This is a genomic window from Methanomicrobiales archaeon (assembly GCA_030019205.1).
Lineage (GTDB): Archaea > Halobacteriota > Methanomicrobia > Methanomicrobiales > JACTUA01 > JASEFH01.
Window position 1 is genome coordinate 1 of record JASEFH010000020.1, and the last position, 17,273, is coordinate 17,273.

Below are 17,273 nucleotides of genomic sequence, written 5' to 3' on the forward strand. Positions count from 1 at the left end.
ATAGATCCAGGAATTAATCGCAATTCGATTTTAGTATGGTTTGTGGAGGGGGTTACAGAACTATATTATAATTACTATAAAATTTGAACAATTATTAATATCAGCCGGATACATCGGGAGATGCACCGGGGCCTGCGTGGCAGGAGAGGGGCTCGTTCACGCGCCTTTTGATCCCATGCTGCCGTGTGGCACGCAGATACGGACAGCGGCACCCGAACAGGGCATGACCCGCCGCGTGCGGCGGGTCTCTCGCGGTGATGATGCAGGTTATCTTCTGCATACAGCGCCATGAGGCGCAGGATACTCTCCCTGAACGCGGGAGAGGTCGCATTCAACGATTCCCGATATTCCTGAAAGGCCCGGTCGCACCTCGTTTGCCCGTCCGCCCCACCCCCGTTGCTCCCGCCTCTGCCGTGCGATGCCCGGGGCAGAAGAACCGGTGCGATACTTCCTGTTGCTCCCGCCACCAAGGTGCGATAGGGAACGCGTGGGAGAATATGACGGCGGCATTCTGTATCGTAATCCTCATGCCAGCCTTCTCTTCAGGACATCCGGGCGCGGTTGTTGCATGGGGAGACCCGTGAGAATCCCTGCAATCCCAACTTCCGTATTGCGATAGACCCTGCTACAGGATGCAACGGGGATGGTCGTCTCCTTGAGGTGAAACTTTATAGAATCCGTATGCTGCGCCATCCTGGAGCATCCCGTCACCGGCGCGGTCTCCGTTCCTACCGATCCTCGCCCGATTCCGCCACCACGGGGCGGCGGATTCGCGATACTTATTTATATCCCTCTGAAGAAAGGTCAGCAAAGCGGCCCACTCACGGGTGCTCTCCATCCGAAGATACGGCGGGGAGGATTACTTTGAAACCATACCGGCGTCTCTTTCCCACCTCACTATTGGCGGCAGCCATCGCCATGCTCATGCTGGCAACAGCGATCCCCGTGCACGGGAGTAGCGGAGATAATGCGGGTGCCCCGCTCCTCTCGCTCGTGCCGGGTGAAAACGCATGGATCTACAGCTCCCTCCGCGTCCTGGGAGTGAGCCTCCCGGATTTCTTTCGGCTCTTCGGCATCGACGACTCCGGAGGACCGAAGATCGCGAGCAGACAGACCACGTTCGTCCACTGGCCCCCCCCGCCCAGGGCCCTCTACCCGGACGGCACCCCCACCCCTCCTCACGTCGTCGCTCCTCTCGAGCAGGACATTCCCGTAGCCATCACTTCCATCGAAACGGTCTATCCTCCCTTCCCGATTCTCCGACACCTCCAGGCCGTAAAGGTGACCTGCACCAACCGGGGAGACGCCGATATCGAGGCGAATGTACTCCTGACGATCAACGGGAGGGATGCCAGCTACATACCCGTCCGCCTTTCCCCGGGAGGGAGTGTGGAAGCGATCTTCGTCATCCTCTTCGATGCGCCGAACGGCGACGTGATCTCTGCCCTTATCGTCGATAAAGACGCGATCGAGATTTTCGGAGCCGAGCTCAATCCCACCGGCAGCCCGATCGGCGGCGGCGAGGGATACGCGGACATCATCGCCCGTGACGATCCCCGGGTCCGCGCCGTGGTTTCCGACAGGGAGGGGCTGCTGCAGGCCCTCTCCCAGGCGAAGAGCGGGGATGTGGTATACATCGAGGAGAACGCCGCTATCGATCTTACGGGGCTGGAGAGCGGCATCGGCATTCCCGAGGGGGTGACACTCGCCAGCAATCGCGGGGAGAAGGGCTCCCCCGGCGGACGGATCTTCTACACCTCGAGCGACGGCGACGATCCGAACTTTATATTCAGTGCCCTTCATGCCGAAGGGAGGGACGTGCGCATAACAGGCCTGCGTCTGGAGGGCCCGTTCAAGGAGACGCGGAGGTACAATCTCGCGATCGGGATTCACTCCACCTGGCCCGGCCTGGAAGTCGACAACTGCGAGATCTTCGGATGGAGCTATGCGGGTATCGCCCTGCAGAAGACCGGACCGGAGAACGGCGGCTACTTCCACCACAACCACATCCACCACTGCCGCACGAACGGCTATGGCTACGGCATTCTCATCGGGGATCAGGCATTCGCGCAGATCGAGGCGAACGCTTTCGATTACACGCGGCACTGCATATCGGGCTCCGGTATGGCCGGAGACGGTTACGAGGCGCGCTACAACATGATCTCGGATACGCAGACCAGCGCCGCCTTCGACATGCACGGGGATCCCAGAGGCTCCGGAACAGCCGGCGCCTACATCCACATACACCACAACACCTTCCTCACGAGGACCTCCTACGCGATCGCCATACGCGGCGTCCCGTCCGAAGGGGCGCGGATCCACAACAACTGGTTCTCCACGCCCAATCCCGTCGGACAGAAGGACACGTTCGGCAACATCGTCATGCAGAACAATATCTTCGGGCAGGAACGGACCCTCGTAAACGAGGGGCCCGTACAGCAGTATACGTCGCGGCTCCTCGACTGATCCATAAGCATCCGGAAACCACTCCTTCGGGGAGGCAACCGGGGTGATGCCATGCAGGAGGTCGTACTCCGCCCCACCTTCCATTCCGGTGGATCAGAGGCCCGCAATAACAATTATATCCTATGAATGCACTGTAGCACCTGATTGATCCGTTCCTGAAGCGGTTTTCATGGATGGACCGTTCGCACCGCTATCGAACTGGCCGGACGGGGGAAGAGACGTGCACTCGATGACCGATAGAGAGATCCTGCGGGAGACGCTCGGGCGCGACGGGGAGCTCTGGGACGTGTTCACGAGCCGAGAGGAGTACGACCCGCTTCGACAGGAGGCAAAGGGGAGGTTCACCGCGAAGTGCAGCCAGCGGAAGAATCTGCAGCATCCCGTCGTATCGGCCTTTCTCGTGCGGGAGGGGCTCGATATAGAGTACCCCGAAGATCACCCGTTCGCCATCTGCCTCACGCACGACGTCGATGACATCCACCCCACGCTGCTCCACCGCCTCTCGCACGCAGTGAACTCCATGCGAGGGCGGGATCTCGAAAATCGCTTCGTTCCCTGCGTTTACCGGAACTTTCGGGAGATCATGCGGCTGGAGCAGGAGTACGGGGCAACATCCTCGTTCTTCTTCCTCGCCGCAGACCGCGACTTCCGCCGGTTCCGGTACCGTCTCGAGGATCTCGAGGCGGACATCGGCTGTATCTGTGACCAGAACCACGAGGTGGGTCTCCACGGGGGCTGCGGCACGTATTGCGACCACGCGGCCATGACCCTGGAGAAGGCGAGGTTGGAGAGAGTGGTGAACCACGAGATCATCGGTTACAGGAGTCACTATCTCCAGTTCCGGGTGCCGCAGACCTGGCTCCTCCTGCATGAGAGCGGCTTCAAGTACGACAGCACGTTCGGGTATCCGGACGCGATGGGGTTCCGCAACGGCATGTGCCATCCCTACTGGCCGTTCGACCTAAAAAGCGGGCGATACATCGACGTGCTGGAGATCCCGCTCGGCATCATGGACGTGCACCTTCCGGCCGGAGGTTCAGCAGAGGCCTGGAGTGCGGTTGCGGGGATGGTGGATGTGGTGGCCGCGTGCCGCGGGATCCTGACGCTCAACTTCCACAACGACACCTTCAGCAACGCGGGGAAACGGGGGCGATCGAGAGTGTTCAGAAAGATACTGGATCTCGGCAGGCAGAATAATGCCTGGATGACGAGCGGAGAGGAGATCTACCGCTGGTGGGTGCGCCATGGGTATCGAGCCGATTGACGACAAGGCACGATGGGACTCGTTTGTGCAGAAGAGCCCTTATGGACAGCTCTTTCATCACTGGGACTTTTTGAAGATCGTCGAACGGCATACCGGCTTCCGGTTCATGCCGTATGCCATCACGAAGGGAGAGCAGATCGTCGGTATCCTCCCCCTCTTCTACAGGAACACGATGGGGGTGAGGAGCGTGATGTCCCCGCCGCCCAAGACCGGTATCCCGTACCTGGGTCTACTGCTGGATGCCACGTACGCGGACCTGAAGCAGTACAAACGCGAGCACATCCTGCGCATCATCGCGGAGGATCTCAGGGCCGAGATGGACGCTTATGCTCCCAACCTCCTGTCCATCTCCAGCCCGCCCTCCCTGTTGGACATCCGCAGTTTCGTATGGAGCGGCTTCTCCGTCGAACCGCTCTATACGTACGTCTTCGATCTCCGGCAGGGCCAGGAGAGACTCTGGAAGGGGTTCTCCGTGAGGAGGCGGCAGCAGATTCGGGATGCAGAGAAGAAAGGGCTGGAGATTGCCGTGAGCGATGACGTCTCCCGCCTGTACGGCATGGTCTCGGAGAGGTACAGCGAGCAGGGGCTCTCGAGCCCGTTCCGTAGCGTGGACTACCTGCGGGACGTCTGCAGCGCATTTCCGGACAACCTGAAGACATTCAGCGTCCTGGATGAGGGGCAGGTGACAAGTGCCGTCCTCGTCGTCCAGTACCGGGACGTCAAGCTCTGGGTCGGAGGGGCCCGCTCCGACAACAACAGCAACGAGTTCCTGATCTGGGAGGTGATCAAGGAGGCGCAGAGGCAGGGGTATGAATCCTGCGAGTTCATCGGGGCGAACACCCAGAATCTCTGCCAGTTCAAGAGCCAGTTCAACCCATCCCTGGAGCTGTACTTCCGCATCAGCAGCAAGGACATCCGGGGAAAGCTGGCCGAAACGGCCTACATGAAGATAATCCGCTGATCGTCGTACTGCCGCACGGGTGCGTGGCGCCGGAGAGGGGGCCCTGAATGGGGCGGGGATACCGGCTGGTTTTGAAAAAAGACTCCCATGGATACGCCGATTTTCCGAACGGGCAAAAATTATATATAGATTGCGCGGACACATAGCGGACTGCCTGAGAACGTTTGCGAGAATAGATTATGTTGCCGCGATCAAGACCCCATATCGATCTGGACACCTTGGTGGACGCCATCTGCTCTGCGGACCTCTCGCACGAGGGGCATACGCAGGCCTTCGAGGATGCATTCGCCCGGTATCTCGGGGCGTACCGCTGTATCGCCATGCACCAGGCGCGATCCGGGCTGTATCTCTCCCTGAAGGCATTGAAGGTGCAGAAGGGGGACGAAGTGATCGTCCAGAGCTTCACCTACCGGGGGGTGATGAATGCCATCATGGAAGCGGGGGCGACTCCCGTTCTCGTCGACAGCTCGATCCGGGATCTCCTCGCATCCCCCGAAGCGATAGGGGACGCCATCACGGATCGGACGAAGGCGATCGTTGCCACGCACCTCTTCGGCATTCCGGCTGACATCGAGGAGATCGTGGCGATCGCCCGCGAGCGGGGAATCCCCGTTCTGGAGGACTGCGCCCAGTGCCTGGGGGCGAGGTGCGGGGGGAGGATGATCGGGACGTTCGGGGATGCGGCTTTCGTCAGCTTCAACTTCGAGAAGCACATGTCGACCGGTGAAGGGGGAATGCTGATCCTGAATAACCGCGGTCTCGCCCCCGCGATCGAGGCGGTCGCCGCCGGTTACGAGAGAGTTCCTCTGCTGCGGGAGAAGCACCATGTCTACGGGCTTATCCTCCTCTACCTGGCGACCCGGAGCGACCTTTACAGGACCCGCCTCACCGCCTATTTCGGGCAGGATCTCATGCGCGCGGACAGGCGGCTCTTTGCCCTGGTGGACGGGATGCTGCAGGGGGGCACGACGGGTGCGGAGCTGGAGGAGGCGATCCTCGGCTACCTGCGCAGGAACCGGGTGATCGAGAAGGCGATCCGCCGCAGTCGCCCGCCGTTCAGTACGATCGATGCCTTGCGGAATCTGCTCGCCTCGGACCGGCTGCGGATCGACGACGGCTATCTCCGCATGAACGCGCTCCGGGCGCTCGTCGGGAGCCTCAACCTTCAGCATCTCGACCGCGTGAACCGGATCCGGAACGAGAATGCGCAGGTGTATGCCGACGAGCTGGACGGAGGCTCCGCTTCCTACGTGCTCCCGATCGTCGGGGGGAGGAGATCGGCGGCGTTCCTGAAGTACAACGTCCTCAATACCGCAGGCGTTCCCCTTCCGCAGATTACGGCGCGGGCGCTGAAAGAGGGTCTGGAGCTGGGCAACTTCCAGTGGCACTGCCCGGTCCACCGGGTGCCTCTACTCGGGCGGAGGATTCCCCACGACCGGGAGAAGCTCAGGAACAGCGAGTACATCTCCGCGAATATCATCAACCTCCCCGTCCATCCCTCGGTCGGGGAGGAGGATATCTCCAGAGTCGTTCAGTTCCTGAAAAGTGTCCCGCGGTCGGCGGGCTGAACGGGATCGGCCGTATCTCATGCCATGCATCAACGATTTTCACTCACCCGGAACCCTGTCCGCAGCCCTGCCCTCATCGGGGCAGTCCGGTGCGTGGGAAGGCGGATTCCCCGCTCTATCGAGGCAGAGCGGTGCGAATCCGCTTTGCCAGTATGCGGAGAGATCCCGCGGCGGATCCGATCCGCGCTCGAATCAGTCCAGATTCCTGCATGGGGAAGCCGGGACAAATCCTGTCGGATCCCAGGAGCGGTTCTGGGGGATGAGTGCCCGGGCGCGATAGCGCTGCACCCGGGACGGATCAGTGCCGGCACCGTGCATAACCGATCCGTTCCTGTCGCACGCTTGGTGGTTGGGGGAGGGAGGCGCCCCGTGCTGTCCCCCGCAGTTGGAATATCCTGCGGGAGATCCAGGGCCGATCCCGACTGCTCATTGCGGGTTTCGGGGAGGAGGAGACGGGAGGGGCGGGGTCTCCCCCGGTCCATCCCTGCGATGCCGCGGCAGGGGCGTTCGAGATCTCCACGGGCATTCCGGAGAGCGGGGCGGGAATCGGACGGGTGAACACGACTCGCCATCCGAACCGAGCCCTGCCGCAGTAGCGGGAGAGAGGGGTTGTGCATCCTCCCTCCCCCATCCCCGCCGTGCGATCGTTGCCGCCACGAAGCCGTGGATCCGGTTCGATCGGAGTGTTTTCAGGAGGGGATCCGATGCCGTGCGCAGGTGCAGCGGTCGCAGGGCGGATCTCCCCGGTTCCCCCCTCCAAGACTGCCGCACAGAGGAGAAGGAAATGGCACTCTCTCTCCGCGCGAGCCCGCCTCATGCAGTGCGACAGCGGGCAGAGCGGAGGGATCGCTGGTATCGGCACGGCCCGCAAAGAGGATGATGCGCGGAATCCGTTACGCAGCATCCCGCGATCCTGTCGATCCGCCACCATCGCACGCTGGAGGATGGAACGCACCCCCGCGGGAGTGATGGCTGGCGAGAAAGCCCACCAACCTCCCGCAGGTCGGAAGATACCCCCATAAGCCCCCTTCACGAGAGGCACTTTCTGTAGATAGTTGCTGTTTTCCTGGCGATACTCTTCCAGGTGAACTGCCGGGCGTACTGCAGGATCTCCTCCGTATTCCACCTCTTATCCAGCGCTTTCAGGATTACGGCGGCCATCTGCTCGGAATTTTTGGGCTCCATCAGCATGCCGTGGTCCTCCGACTGGATCACCTCGGGGATTCCGCCCACGGCCGATCCGATGAACGGTTTGCCGCAGCCCATCGTCTCGAACAGCACCATCGGGTTACCCTCCGAGAGGCTGGGCAGGACGAAGAGGTCGCATGCGTTCATCCAGATCGGGATACGGTGGTGCGGCTGCCGCCCGGCGAGGAATACGTGATCCTCCAGGCGCTTCTCCTGGATGAGCGCCCGCAGATGATCCCGCAGGAGTCCGTCACCCACGATGACGCACAGCACATCGCTCCGCTCCCGCACTACCCTCTCCATCGCCTCGATCAGGTAGGCATGCCCTTTCACCTCGACCAGATTGCCGGCCGTGAAGACGATCTTTTTATCCTGCGGCAGATCGAGCATCCTGCGGCACTTCACCGGATCCATGGGGTAGAACTTGGATTCGCTGAAACCGTTCGGGATGACCGCAACGGGGGTGTCCACGTCCAGATGCTCGATGCAGCCGAGATTGCGGCGGCTGACCGTGATGATGTAGTCGGCCGCATTCAGGACCCGGGTGATACTCTCCCTCCAGGCGTCGTCCTGGAACGGCAGCTCGTAGATGTCGAATCCATGGGCCGTCAGCACCAGGGGAACGCCGTAGTCCTCCTTCAGCCGCAACCCCGTATACCCCTGCGGCCAGGTGAAGTGCGCATGCATCAGGTCGAACCGGATCCCATCGGACTGAACTTGCCTCTTCACCCGCCGATAGTGCTTCTCCCCGAGCTTCCGGAAATAGTCGCAGACAGGGATATAGTGGACTCCGACAGGGTGCAGATGGACGTTATCGGGTTTGCCCGACGGATCGATGAGGCGATCCTTCTGGAACCGGTCCAGGTGGTTCTTTATGGGGGACAGGGGGATGTACTTCGATAGATCCGACAACGGATTGTAGCGGATGTAGATATGGTACTGGTCGACATAGAGCGCGATCTCGTTTATCAGATCCTTCCAGGATATGGCATACGCGTTGTTCAGCCCCAGCAGGGTACAATCGTGCAGGAACGCCTCCAGTCCGTTGTCCGACGGTATGCGGTCTGTTCTGCCGATATTCGGGAAGGCTTCCTCCGCACGCCCCGCGGACTCACTCGTAGCCATCGTCGGCACCCCCGTGGCGGGATGCGGTCGACCTCCGCATCGAATGCACGCGCTCCCGCGGATTGATCGTACTCTCCCATCGTGACTTCTGCTGGTTGTCCAGCAGGATCGCAAGGAAGAGGAACTGAAGCCCGATAAAGAAGCCGATGAGCGCCAGTCCACCGCTGATGACGAAATCGCCGTTTCGGGCGAACGTCTGATACAGCGCATAGACCGCTCCGCCCGCACCGCCGAGGGTGAGGACGATGCCGGAGGCGTAGACGAACGGGATCGAGTAGAGGCCGCGAGATGCATACTTGGTCTTCATGCGCCAGAGGAAATCGGATGCCAGAAGGCGGGAGACTCGAACGATGTAGCTTCCATACCGGATCTTCGACTTCTCCCGCCCGTAGCGCGCCGGGTGCACCACATCCATGACACGAAAGTCGTGGGCGTTCAGTTTCACGAGGATGTCGTTGCAGTAGCCGTAGCCCGTGTACAGCGAATCCAGGTCCAGGGTGCGTAGCGCCTTCCAGGATATCGCGGTATAGCCGTTCTGCGGATCCATGATGTCCCAGTATCCGGATGCCACTTTGGTGAGGAAGGTGAGCACGGAGTTGCCGAAGGAGCGCCATGCCGACATTCCTTTCCTGTACTCGGCGCTGAACAGCCTGTTTCCCTTGGTGTAATCGGCCTTCCGCCAGACGATCGGATCGAACAGATGGGGCAGGAATCTGGGATCCATCTGGTTGTCGCCTGCCATCACCGCCACGATGTCCATGTTCTCCTGAAGAGCCTTCTTGTAGCCGGTGTAGATGGCGGAGCCCACGCCGCCGTTCCTCCGGTGCTGAACGCACACGATACGGGGATCTTCCGAAGCACACTTCTGCACGATTTCAGCCGTCCGATCTGTAGAACCATCATCGACGACGTAGATCCGGTCCACATACTCCGGTATGGAACGCAGTGTGTCTTCGATCAGCAGCTCCTCGTTGTAGGCCGGAACCGCGACGGCGACCCTATGCTTTGCGTACGTGCTTCTCCCTCCTCCTGTGATACAATCTGCCCGGAAGTTCGTTGCGTTGGTTACCTATCCAGAACATCCTGCTGCCTGCACGCCCACCGGCATTGTATCCAGACAGCGATCGGGGAATAGACGACGGGCGAATATTTATTCTTTTCCTGCACGGCAGCGGAGCAGGCTCTGGCTGACCGCGCCGCCAGCATGCAAAATCAGGGATCCTCCGGCTGGGGCAAGATCGCAGGAAGGGATGCCATGCCGTCCTGGATGCCGGACTGTCGCCTGCAATTCTCAACTTTCTAAAACTCTGCTATCAGCTTTTATTTCTTGAAAAGACGGGATATTGATGCTGCCTTCCTCGGCTGACGGGACCTTCGATACTCTTATTAGTTCCCAGCACGAAGTAGATCTGCACGCGCCGATAGTGTAGTGGTTATCACTAGGCGTTGCCAACGCCTAAACCCGGGTTCGAATCCCGGTCGGCGCATGAATCTCTTTTCCCACGGTATGCCCGTGACCATCATCGCATCCGTGAGAGCGGACAAACGAGCGTCTCTCCGCCGGACCGGTGCCGTTGTCGGATACACCGGTCAGCTGCTTCCCCGCGTCGCGGGGATGCAGGAAATGTTTTTACCCAGTGCGGAGGAGGTGTAGGCGGATGGAACTCGACCTGCACGTGCATTCATGCTACTCGTACGACTCTCTCCTGCGGCCAGAAACGATCCTGAGAAGGGCGAAAGCGATGGGTCTCACCGGGGTTGCGATCACGGATCACGGCACCATTCAGGGTGCACTGCGGGCGCACAGGGTAAATCGGGACGAGGAATTCACCGTGATCGTCGGCTGCGAGATCCTGACGGATATCGGCGATATCCTGGGGCTCTTTCTGCACGACGAGATCCGCTCTACCTCCTTTCCCGAAGTGATCGACGAGATCCGCTCGCAGGACGGCCTTGTCGTCCTGCCTCACCCGTTCAGGGGTCATACTCTGTCGGACGTTGTGATCCGGTCAATCGATGCCGTCGAGGTGTTCAATGCCCGGGCATCGGAGACGCAGAACGTTCAGTCGCAGGAGATGGCAAGGCGATACAGTCTGCCCGCATCCGCCGGAAGCGATGCCCATACCGCCGCCGAGATAGGTCTGGGGCGGATTGTCCTGCACGACGACCCGGATATCCGAAAGGCTCTTATGGATGGAAAGGGATGGGGGACGGGGAGTCGATCGCCTCGGTATGCGCATTATGCGAGCAGGTTGATAAAGGCGGTAAAATTGCGGCGACTCCCGGTGTCACAAGCAGCGGGTACCGTATGAATGCTATCGTCTGCGATGCAAACCTGAGAACTGCCCTTTACGCCATACGCTCTCTGGGAAGGAGAAACATCGACGTGACGGCGGTCGAGGAGCACAGCCGCTCCGTGATCCCGATCGGATTCCGGTCCGTATACTGCAAAAAGCGTTTGTGGAGTCCGAGGGTCAGCAGCGAAGAGGATTATATCGCATTCCTGCTGGATCTGGCGGATGCACACGACGCGATCCTGCCCGCCGGCATCAGTTCGATGGTGAGCATCGCGAAACATCTGGATCTGTTCGATCGGCGTACCAGAATCCCGATTCCACCCTACAATAAGCTGATGATCGCGATCGACAAAGAACAGACGTTTCGGTTTGCACTGGACAATGACATCCCCTGCCCGGCAACCTATTTTCCCGCGGACAGCGCGGACATCGTTCGGATCTCCAGAGAGATCGAGTATCCTGCGGTGATCAAGGTCAGAAGAGGATCGACGGCGCGGGGCGTGGAGTATGCCGCATCCCCGCAGGAGCTGATCGACAGATACGAGCGTCTAGCTGGGATCCAAGAGCGGCCCATCATCCAGGAGTATATCCGTGGCCAGGGATACGGCGCGTTTGCGATCTACAATCGGGACAGCAAACCCCGTGCGGTCTTCGTGCACAGGAGGCTGCGCGAGTATCCCATCAGCGGCGGACCCTGCACGTACTGCGAAAGCGTGGAGAATGGTGAGATATTGCAGTACGGGTTGAAGTTGCTGGATGCCCTGAAATGGTACGGCATTGCGATGGTCGAGTTCAAACTCGATCAGAAAGATGGCGTGCCGAAGCTGATCGAGGTCAATCCGCGCTTCTGGGGTTCAATGTCGCTGGCGATCCATGCGGGTGTGGACTTCCCGTATCTCCTCTACCGACTGGCCGTCGACGGGGATATCGAGCCCGCCGGAGAGTATGCAGCCGGCATCAGGACCCGGTTTGTCCTCCAGGATATCATCGCCTGCATGCACTACTTCAGGAAAACCCGCGATGTACGGTATCTGAAAGAGATAGTCGGACCATTCTTCGATAGGGACGTGAAATTCGGCATATTTTCGGCAGACGATCCCATGCCTGCGTTCCACTACGGAGTTCAGGGGTTGAGCAGGTACCTCCGATAACGCACGGCAGGTCCTGCAGGCGGAGATGGAAACTGAGAACGCTCCCCCGGTACCGTCCCGGAAGTCGGGAGATCGCTGGGCGGCTGCCAGGACGGCGTCCCGGCCTGTCCGGATACCGGATTGAAGGAGATTCCATGAATTTAAAAATTTCTCCGATACCTTCTCTTTCCAACCTCAGCGCAATCCTTAAAGCCCGACAATGCACACCCCGAGCCCGAAACCGACCGGAAGACAGCCGCACCGGGAAAACAATTTTATAGGAATACAGAAAATCAGAGTCCAGACATGGCAGACCAGGCGATCGCATGAGCACAGGATTCAACGGAAATTCGCTTGCCGTAACCGTCGATATCGAAGACTGGTACCACATTCCGTCGGTGACCGGTTCGCCTTTCTCTCAGTTCCGGGACGCATCGGAGTTCTATCAGAAGTGGAACGGACGATACGACTACCTCACCGATTCGGTCCGGAAGGTGCTGGGAATCCTCGATACCTGCAACGTCACTGCCACCTTCTTCGTTGTGGCCGACGTCGTGCGCCACTATCCGGGCCTGATCGAATGCATCTGCGAACAGGGGCACGAGATTGCCGTGCACGGACTCTCGCATGCCTGCAAGATCGATCCGCAGACGAAGTCGCCCCTGATGAGCGCGGCGGAGTTCGAGGCGAGGACAAAAGACGCCAAACATCTCATCGAGACGGCGATCGGGGAGCAGGTATACGGTTACCGCGCTCCCAACGCCCTCGTGAGCGGCTGGATGGTCGATTCCCTCGAGAAACTGGGGTTCCGGTACGACGCATCGGTATCAGTCAACTCCCTCTACAACAAGACCGACTCCCGCCTGATCGGGGTCACGTCCTGCCCCTACACACCCCGTCCCCATTCCCTGGACCGGGGGGGAGACAGAGATTTCATCGAGTTTCCGTTTGCCTACTGGGATGTGGGGGGCGTGAAGATACCTGCGTCGGGGGGGCCCGTACTCCGCTTTCTCGGGAGCCGGATGATCCTGGAAGGGCTGCGGCAGAGCCTGAAGCGAGGGCATACCGTGTTTTACTTCCACCCGCTGGACATATCACGGGAGAAGTTTCCGAGAGTCGGCAGGGGCCGGCCGCTCTACTGGGCGATCAAGGGGGATCTCGTGGAGAGGCGCCTCATGCAGATTCTGAGAGGCACCAACGGCGTGAAGAAGAAGCCCCTGTTCGAGCTGTGCGGGGAAGCCGTATGCGAGTAGGGATACGCCCCCTCGAGCCGGGGCGGGAGGAGGAGTGGGAGCGGTTCGTCCGCTCCCATGAGGAGACGACGTTCTTCACGCAGATCGGCTGGAGAAATGTCGTGGAGGGGGTCTACCGCCACCAACCTCTCTACCTCTACGCGGAGGACGGGAGCGGGGAGATGATCGGGATCCTCCCCCTCTTCCAGGTTCGATCGCCCTTCTCCGGCCCGAGACTGGTGTCGCTCCCATACGCCCCCTACGGTGGCATATACTGCCGGAATGCAGCCGTATCCGACGCCTTCCTGGAAGAACTGAAGAGAATGGCCTCTCGGGGCATGTCGATCGAGCTGCGGCACGTCGGAGACGGCGCCCCGCCGGAGGGTTTCGGGAGCCGGAACGGCTACTGCACCTCCATCCTGGATCTCTCGCCCGGCCCGGATCGGATCCTCGGCGCGATGGACAAGACATGCCGCACCGCCATCCGGAAGGGGGAGAGAGCAGACTATGCCGCAAAGTTCTCGTCCGACTCCGCCGGCGTGGCCAGGTTCTACGACATCTACCTCGAGACCATGCAGCGTCTGGGGACCCCGCCCCATCCGCCCGCACTCTTCTCCGCCCTCCTGCAGGAGTTCGGGGACGGGATCCTGATCGCGGAGGCGTGGAAGGGCGACACGCCCGTTGCCGCTCTCTTCCTCCTCGGCATGCGGAAGACCCTCGTCTCGGGATGGGCGGTGAGCCGCTGGGAGTACCGCACGTCCGCTCCGAACAACTTCATCTACTGGCACGCAATCCAGGAGGCGATCGAGAGGGGATACCGCTCCTTCGATTTCGGGCGGAGCTTGCAGGGCTCCGGGATCCACGCCTTCAAGACGCGGTGGGGTGCCCGGGACGTGCCCCTCCGTCACTGGGTCTACCCGGCGGGCGCAGGTGGAGGGATGCCGCAGGCGGAGTATGGGCGTCTGGCAAAGGTCTGGAGCCGGGTTCCCCTGGTGGCCGCACGAATCCTGGGGCCGGAGCTGCGGCGATGGATCGTGTAAGGGGCATGCGCGGATCGGAATCGCCGCAGGGATCTGCCGGTGAGGGGAACGGATGAGGATCGCGCTGCAGGTGTACACGCCCGGCCAGGTGCATTTCATGAGAAACTTCATCCTCCAGATGCAGGCGCGGGGCCACGACCTGATCCTGACAGCGCTCAACAAGGACATCTCGCTGCACCTGCTGGATCGCTTCGGGATCTCCTACACGGATCTGGGCTTCTACGGCAATACACCGCTACAGAAGCTGCTCCATCTGCCGCTGATCGACCTGCGTCTCTATCGGGAGGTGAAGAGGTTCGATCCCGACATCTTATATGGGTTTGCGATGATCGAAGGCGCCCATGTAGCGAGGGTGCTCCGAAAACCCTGCGTCCAGTTCACGGATACGGAACTGGCCCGTGAGCAGCAGCTCCTCTTCGTGCCCTTCAGCGATGCCGTCGTGACGCCCGCCTGCTTCCGCGGCGACTACGGAGATAAGCACATCCGCGTGGAGAGCTACAAGGAGCTCGCCTACCTGCACCCCCGCTACTTCCGCCCCGATCCGGCCGTGCTGGAGATGGAAGGGCTGGAGAGGGGCGAACCGTTCTGCGTGGTGCGGTTCGTCTCCTGGACGGCGACGCACGATATCGGGCAGAGGGGGATCCGGGACAGGACGAAGCTGCTGGAGAGGCTCGAGCGGCAGGGGCGGGTCATCGTCACGTCGGAGACTCCACTTCCGAAGAGCCTGGGGAGGTTCCGCTCGAGATCGCCTCCGGAGCGGCTGCACGACCTCCTCGCCCATGCCGACCTCTACATCGGGGAAGGGGCGACGACTGCGACCGAGGCGGCGGTCCTCGGGACACCTGCCATCTACGTCTCCTCGGTGGCGGGAAACCTGGGCAACCACCAGGAGCTGGAGGAGCGGTACGGGCTGGTCTACCGCCACGTCTCCGAAGAGGCGGCACTGGATACGGCTCTCCGACTCCTGGAGCGGGAAGATCTCCGGCGGGAGTGTGCGGAGAAGCGGAGGAGGCTGCTCGCCGAGAAGATCGATATCACGGCATTCATGGTCTGGTTCATCGAGAACTACCCCGAGTCCTTCGGGATCATGCGGGACCATCCCGGTCGCCAGTTTGCCGTCGCCCCCTGCATGCGATGAGGGACAGCCCCGGATCGGGATCCTGCAGCCACGGAACGGCTATCAGGGAGAGCAGGGCAATCCCGTTTGCCGCCCGCACAGGATTCAGGATCGACCCATGGAGAGGCTCCCGGTCAGCGGCAGATTGCGACGGGGGTCCGGAATGCGGCGATGCCGGAGAGGGCGCAGCAACCGTAATGCGGCGGGCGGGCGATACCTGATCCGGCATGGTGAAGATGCTCATGGGTATCGGCAATCCCCTGCGGGGAGACGACGGAGCGGGCACGTTCGTGGCGGACATACTGCAGGCGCCCGGCTGGGTGGCCGTCAACTGCGGCACGGTCCCGGAGAACTGTACCCCGGTGGTGCGCAGGCTGCACCCGGAGGTGCTGCTGCTGGTGGACGCGGCGGAGATGGGCGTCCCGCCGGGGGAGTTCCGAAGGATCGGGATGGATCGGGTGGAACGCGTCGCTTTCAGCACGCACCACATGCCCCTCTCCCTCCTGATGGAGTTCCTGGCGGATGCCGCCGGCGAGATCGTCTTTGTGGGCATCCAGCCCGCCGCGATCGGCTGTGCGGGCGGGCTGTCGCCCGAGGTCCGGGCGGGGGTGCGGAGGCTCGTTGATGTCATCTCGAGCGGGGATCTGGATGCGATCCCCGCTCTAGAGACCGCATGAACCCTTCTATCCGAACGATGCGGCTCTGCCGCAATCCGCGAGGCCGTCCCTGCTCCGTAGCGGCGGGCTTGCCCTCAGAGGGGGTTTGGCTCCGCCTGCGGACAGGCTGGCCGCCCGAAATGAACGGCGCACGACTCCCTCTCTCCTTTGGATTCCCCTTCCGCGGGAATCTCTCTGCAGAAGTGCCGGGTATTGGGAAACATTTATGCCTTAACAGGGCCTAAAGCAGCCCTTTATAGTATTCCATCTGCCATGCAGAATGCCATTGTGATCCCGAGAGAGGACCTGATGTGAGTCTGCAGTTGCTATCGGAGGGGGGTGCATGTCCGATCTGATAGATGGCATTTTCGCATCGGTCTCAAGAAGGCTGCGGAAGAGCGCCTGCCTTCACGCGCCAATCCGGGGGGCCCCCGGCGGAAGTGCGGGAGGTGCGGCGGAGAAGGCAGGCAATGAATGCCGCAGCCTCCTCAACCGCGGAAAACGGCTGATGAACGCGGGGCGATACCCGGAGGCGATCGCGTGCTGCGACGATCTCCTCACCGCATGCGACAGCTTCCCGCTGGCCTGGTTCATCAAGGGTACGTGCTATGCACGGACAGGCAGCTACTCGGACGCCATCGCATGCTACGCGAAAGCTACCGGCATCGATCCCGGGTACACGGGTGCCTGGAACCGGTGGGGTGTGTGCCTCATGCACCTGGAGAGGTTCGGAGAAGCCGTCCGATGCTTCGAGCATGCGCTCGAGGTAAATGCAAGATATACGGCCGCCTGGTGCAACAGAGGGATCGCGCTGGAGAAGCTGGGCAGGTACAGAGAGGCATCCTCCAGTTTCGATCGGGCGATCGAGGCAGATCCCGATTACGCCGAAGCCTGGATCCGGAAAGGCTCCTGCCTGAAGGAGCTGGGCGAGAGAGATGAGGGAGAACGCTGCAGTGCGAGGGGCGAAGCCCTCCGGAGGCGCAGGAGGAGGGCGCAGGAATCTGCCGGTATTCCTCCCGGGCGGCTCACCCTGGGAGATAAATAAATTTCGTCTTCCGAAAGGGCGGGGGCAGAACCATCAGCCCTCTCTTCGGGGAGCCCGAGCCTGCGGCATGTTGCTTGGATTTTCGTCCTGTGGCAGATCCCGCTGCAGGCCGTCGGGTTTCTCCATTTTCCTGCTGATTTCTGCCTGATTTCACCCCATCGGGGGGCTGAAGGGAATTGCGGCC

Annotated in this window: 13 protein-coding genes and 1 tRNA gene; 12 read left to right on the forward strand and 2 right to left on the reverse strand. The window is 61.1% G+C overall.

Annotation, left to right across the window (positions count from 1 at the left end):
• Positions 1-864: 864 nt before the first annotated feature.
• From QMC96_10395 to QMC96_10410, 4 genes are all read left to right on the forward strand, one after another.
• Entirely contained in the window at positions 865-2,466 is a 1,602-nt protein-coding gene (locus tag QMC96_10395) for a hypothetical protein (GenBank protein ID MDI6877165.1), read from the forward strand.
• A gap of 229 nt (positions 2,467-2,695) precedes the next feature.
• The gene (locus tag QMC96_10400) at positions 2,696-3,730 is read left to right on the forward strand and encodes a polysaccharide deacetylase family protein (GenBank protein MDI6877166.1); all 1,035 of its coding nucleotides are present in this window, start codon (positions 2,696-2,698) and stop codon (positions 3,728-3,730) included.
• Positions 3,711-4,691: a GNAT family N-acetyltransferase gene (locus QMC96_10405; protein ID MDI6877167.1), complete on the forward strand. Its 981-nt coding sequence runs from the start codon at positions 3,711-3,713 to the stop codon at positions 4,689-4,691. Before QMC96_10400 ends, QMC96_10405 begins: the two co-directional genes overlap by 20 nt.
• A gap of 179 nt (positions 4,692-4,870) precedes the next feature.
• The gene (locus QMC96_10410) at positions 4,871-6,259 is read left to right on the forward strand and encodes a DegT/DnrJ/EryC1/StrS family aminotransferase (GenBank protein MDI6877168.1); all 1,389 of its coding nucleotides are present in this window, start codon (positions 4,871-4,873) and stop codon (positions 6,257-6,259) included.
• 1,029 nt (positions 6,260-7,288) lie between these two features.
• Here the strand turns inward: QMC96_10410 and QMC96_10415 are convergent.
• Both QMC96_10415 and QMC96_10420 read right to left on the reverse strand, forming a co-directional pair.
• Entirely contained in the window at positions 7,289-8,572 is a 1,284-nt protein-coding gene (locus QMC96_10415) for a glycosyltransferase (GenBank protein ID MDI6877169.1), read from the reverse strand.
• Complete coding sequence (locus QMC96_10420) at positions 8,559-9,608, reverse strand: glycosyltransferase family 2 protein (protein MDI6877170.1); 1,050 nt, start codon at positions 9,606-9,608, stop codon at positions 8,559-8,561. The genes QMC96_10415 and QMC96_10420 overlap by 14 nt, the downstream gene beginning before the upstream one ends.
• A gap of 379 nt (positions 9,609-9,987) precedes the next feature.
• Between QMC96_10420 and QMC96_10425 the strand changes: the two genes are divergently transcribed.
• The 8 genes from QMC96_10425 to QMC96_10460 all read left to right on the forward strand — a co-directional run bounded on the left by QMC96_10425 (position 9,988) and on the right by QMC96_10460 (position 17,089).
• Positions 9,988-10,059 (forward strand) — tRNA-Gly (locus tag QMC96_10425).
• Positions 10,060-10,230: 171 nt separating this feature from the next.
• On the forward strand, positions 10,231-10,884 hold the full coding sequence (locus tag QMC96_10430) for a PHP domain-containing protein (protein ID MDI6877171.1): 654 nt from the start codon (positions 10,231-10,233) through the stop codon (positions 10,882-10,884).
• A complete protein-coding gene (locus QMC96_10435; protein MDI6877172.1) occupies positions 10,881-12,020 on the forward strand; it encodes an ATP-grasp domain-containing protein in 1,140 nt (379 codons plus the stop codon). The genes QMC96_10430 and QMC96_10435 overlap by 4 nt, the downstream gene beginning before the upstream one ends.
• A gap of 305 nt (positions 12,021-12,325) precedes the next feature.
• Positions 12,326-13,252: a polysaccharide deacetylase family protein gene (locus QMC96_10440; protein MDI6877173.1), complete on the forward strand. Its 927-nt coding sequence runs from the start codon at positions 12,326-12,328 to the stop codon at positions 13,250-13,252.
• Entirely contained in the window at positions 13,243-14,271 is a 1,029-nt protein-coding gene (locus QMC96_10445; GenBank protein MDI6877174.1) for a GNAT family N-acetyltransferase, read from the forward strand. Before QMC96_10440 ends, QMC96_10445 begins: the two co-directional genes overlap by 10 nt.
• 52 nt (positions 14,272-14,323) lie before the next feature.
• On the forward strand, positions 14,324-15,409 hold the full coding sequence (locus tag QMC96_10450; GenBank protein ID MDI6877175.1) for a DUF354 domain-containing protein: 1,086 nt from the start codon (positions 14,324-14,326) through the stop codon (positions 15,407-15,409).
• Between the two features lie 206 nt (positions 15,410-15,615).
• Positions 15,616-16,065: a hydrogenase maturation peptidase HycI gene (gene hycI / locus QMC96_10455; GenBank protein ID MDI6877176.1), complete on the forward strand. Its 450-nt coding sequence runs from the start codon at positions 15,616-15,618 to the stop codon at positions 16,063-16,065.
• Between the two features lie 322 nt (positions 16,066-16,387).
• Positions 16,388-17,089 carry a tetratricopeptide repeat protein gene (locus tag QMC96_10460; GenBank protein MDI6877177.1) on the forward strand — a complete coding sequence of 234 codons (702 nt, stop codon included), beginning with the start codon at positions 16,388-16,390 and terminating at the stop codon, positions 17,087-17,089.
• Positions 17,090-17,273: the final 184 nt, after the last annotated feature.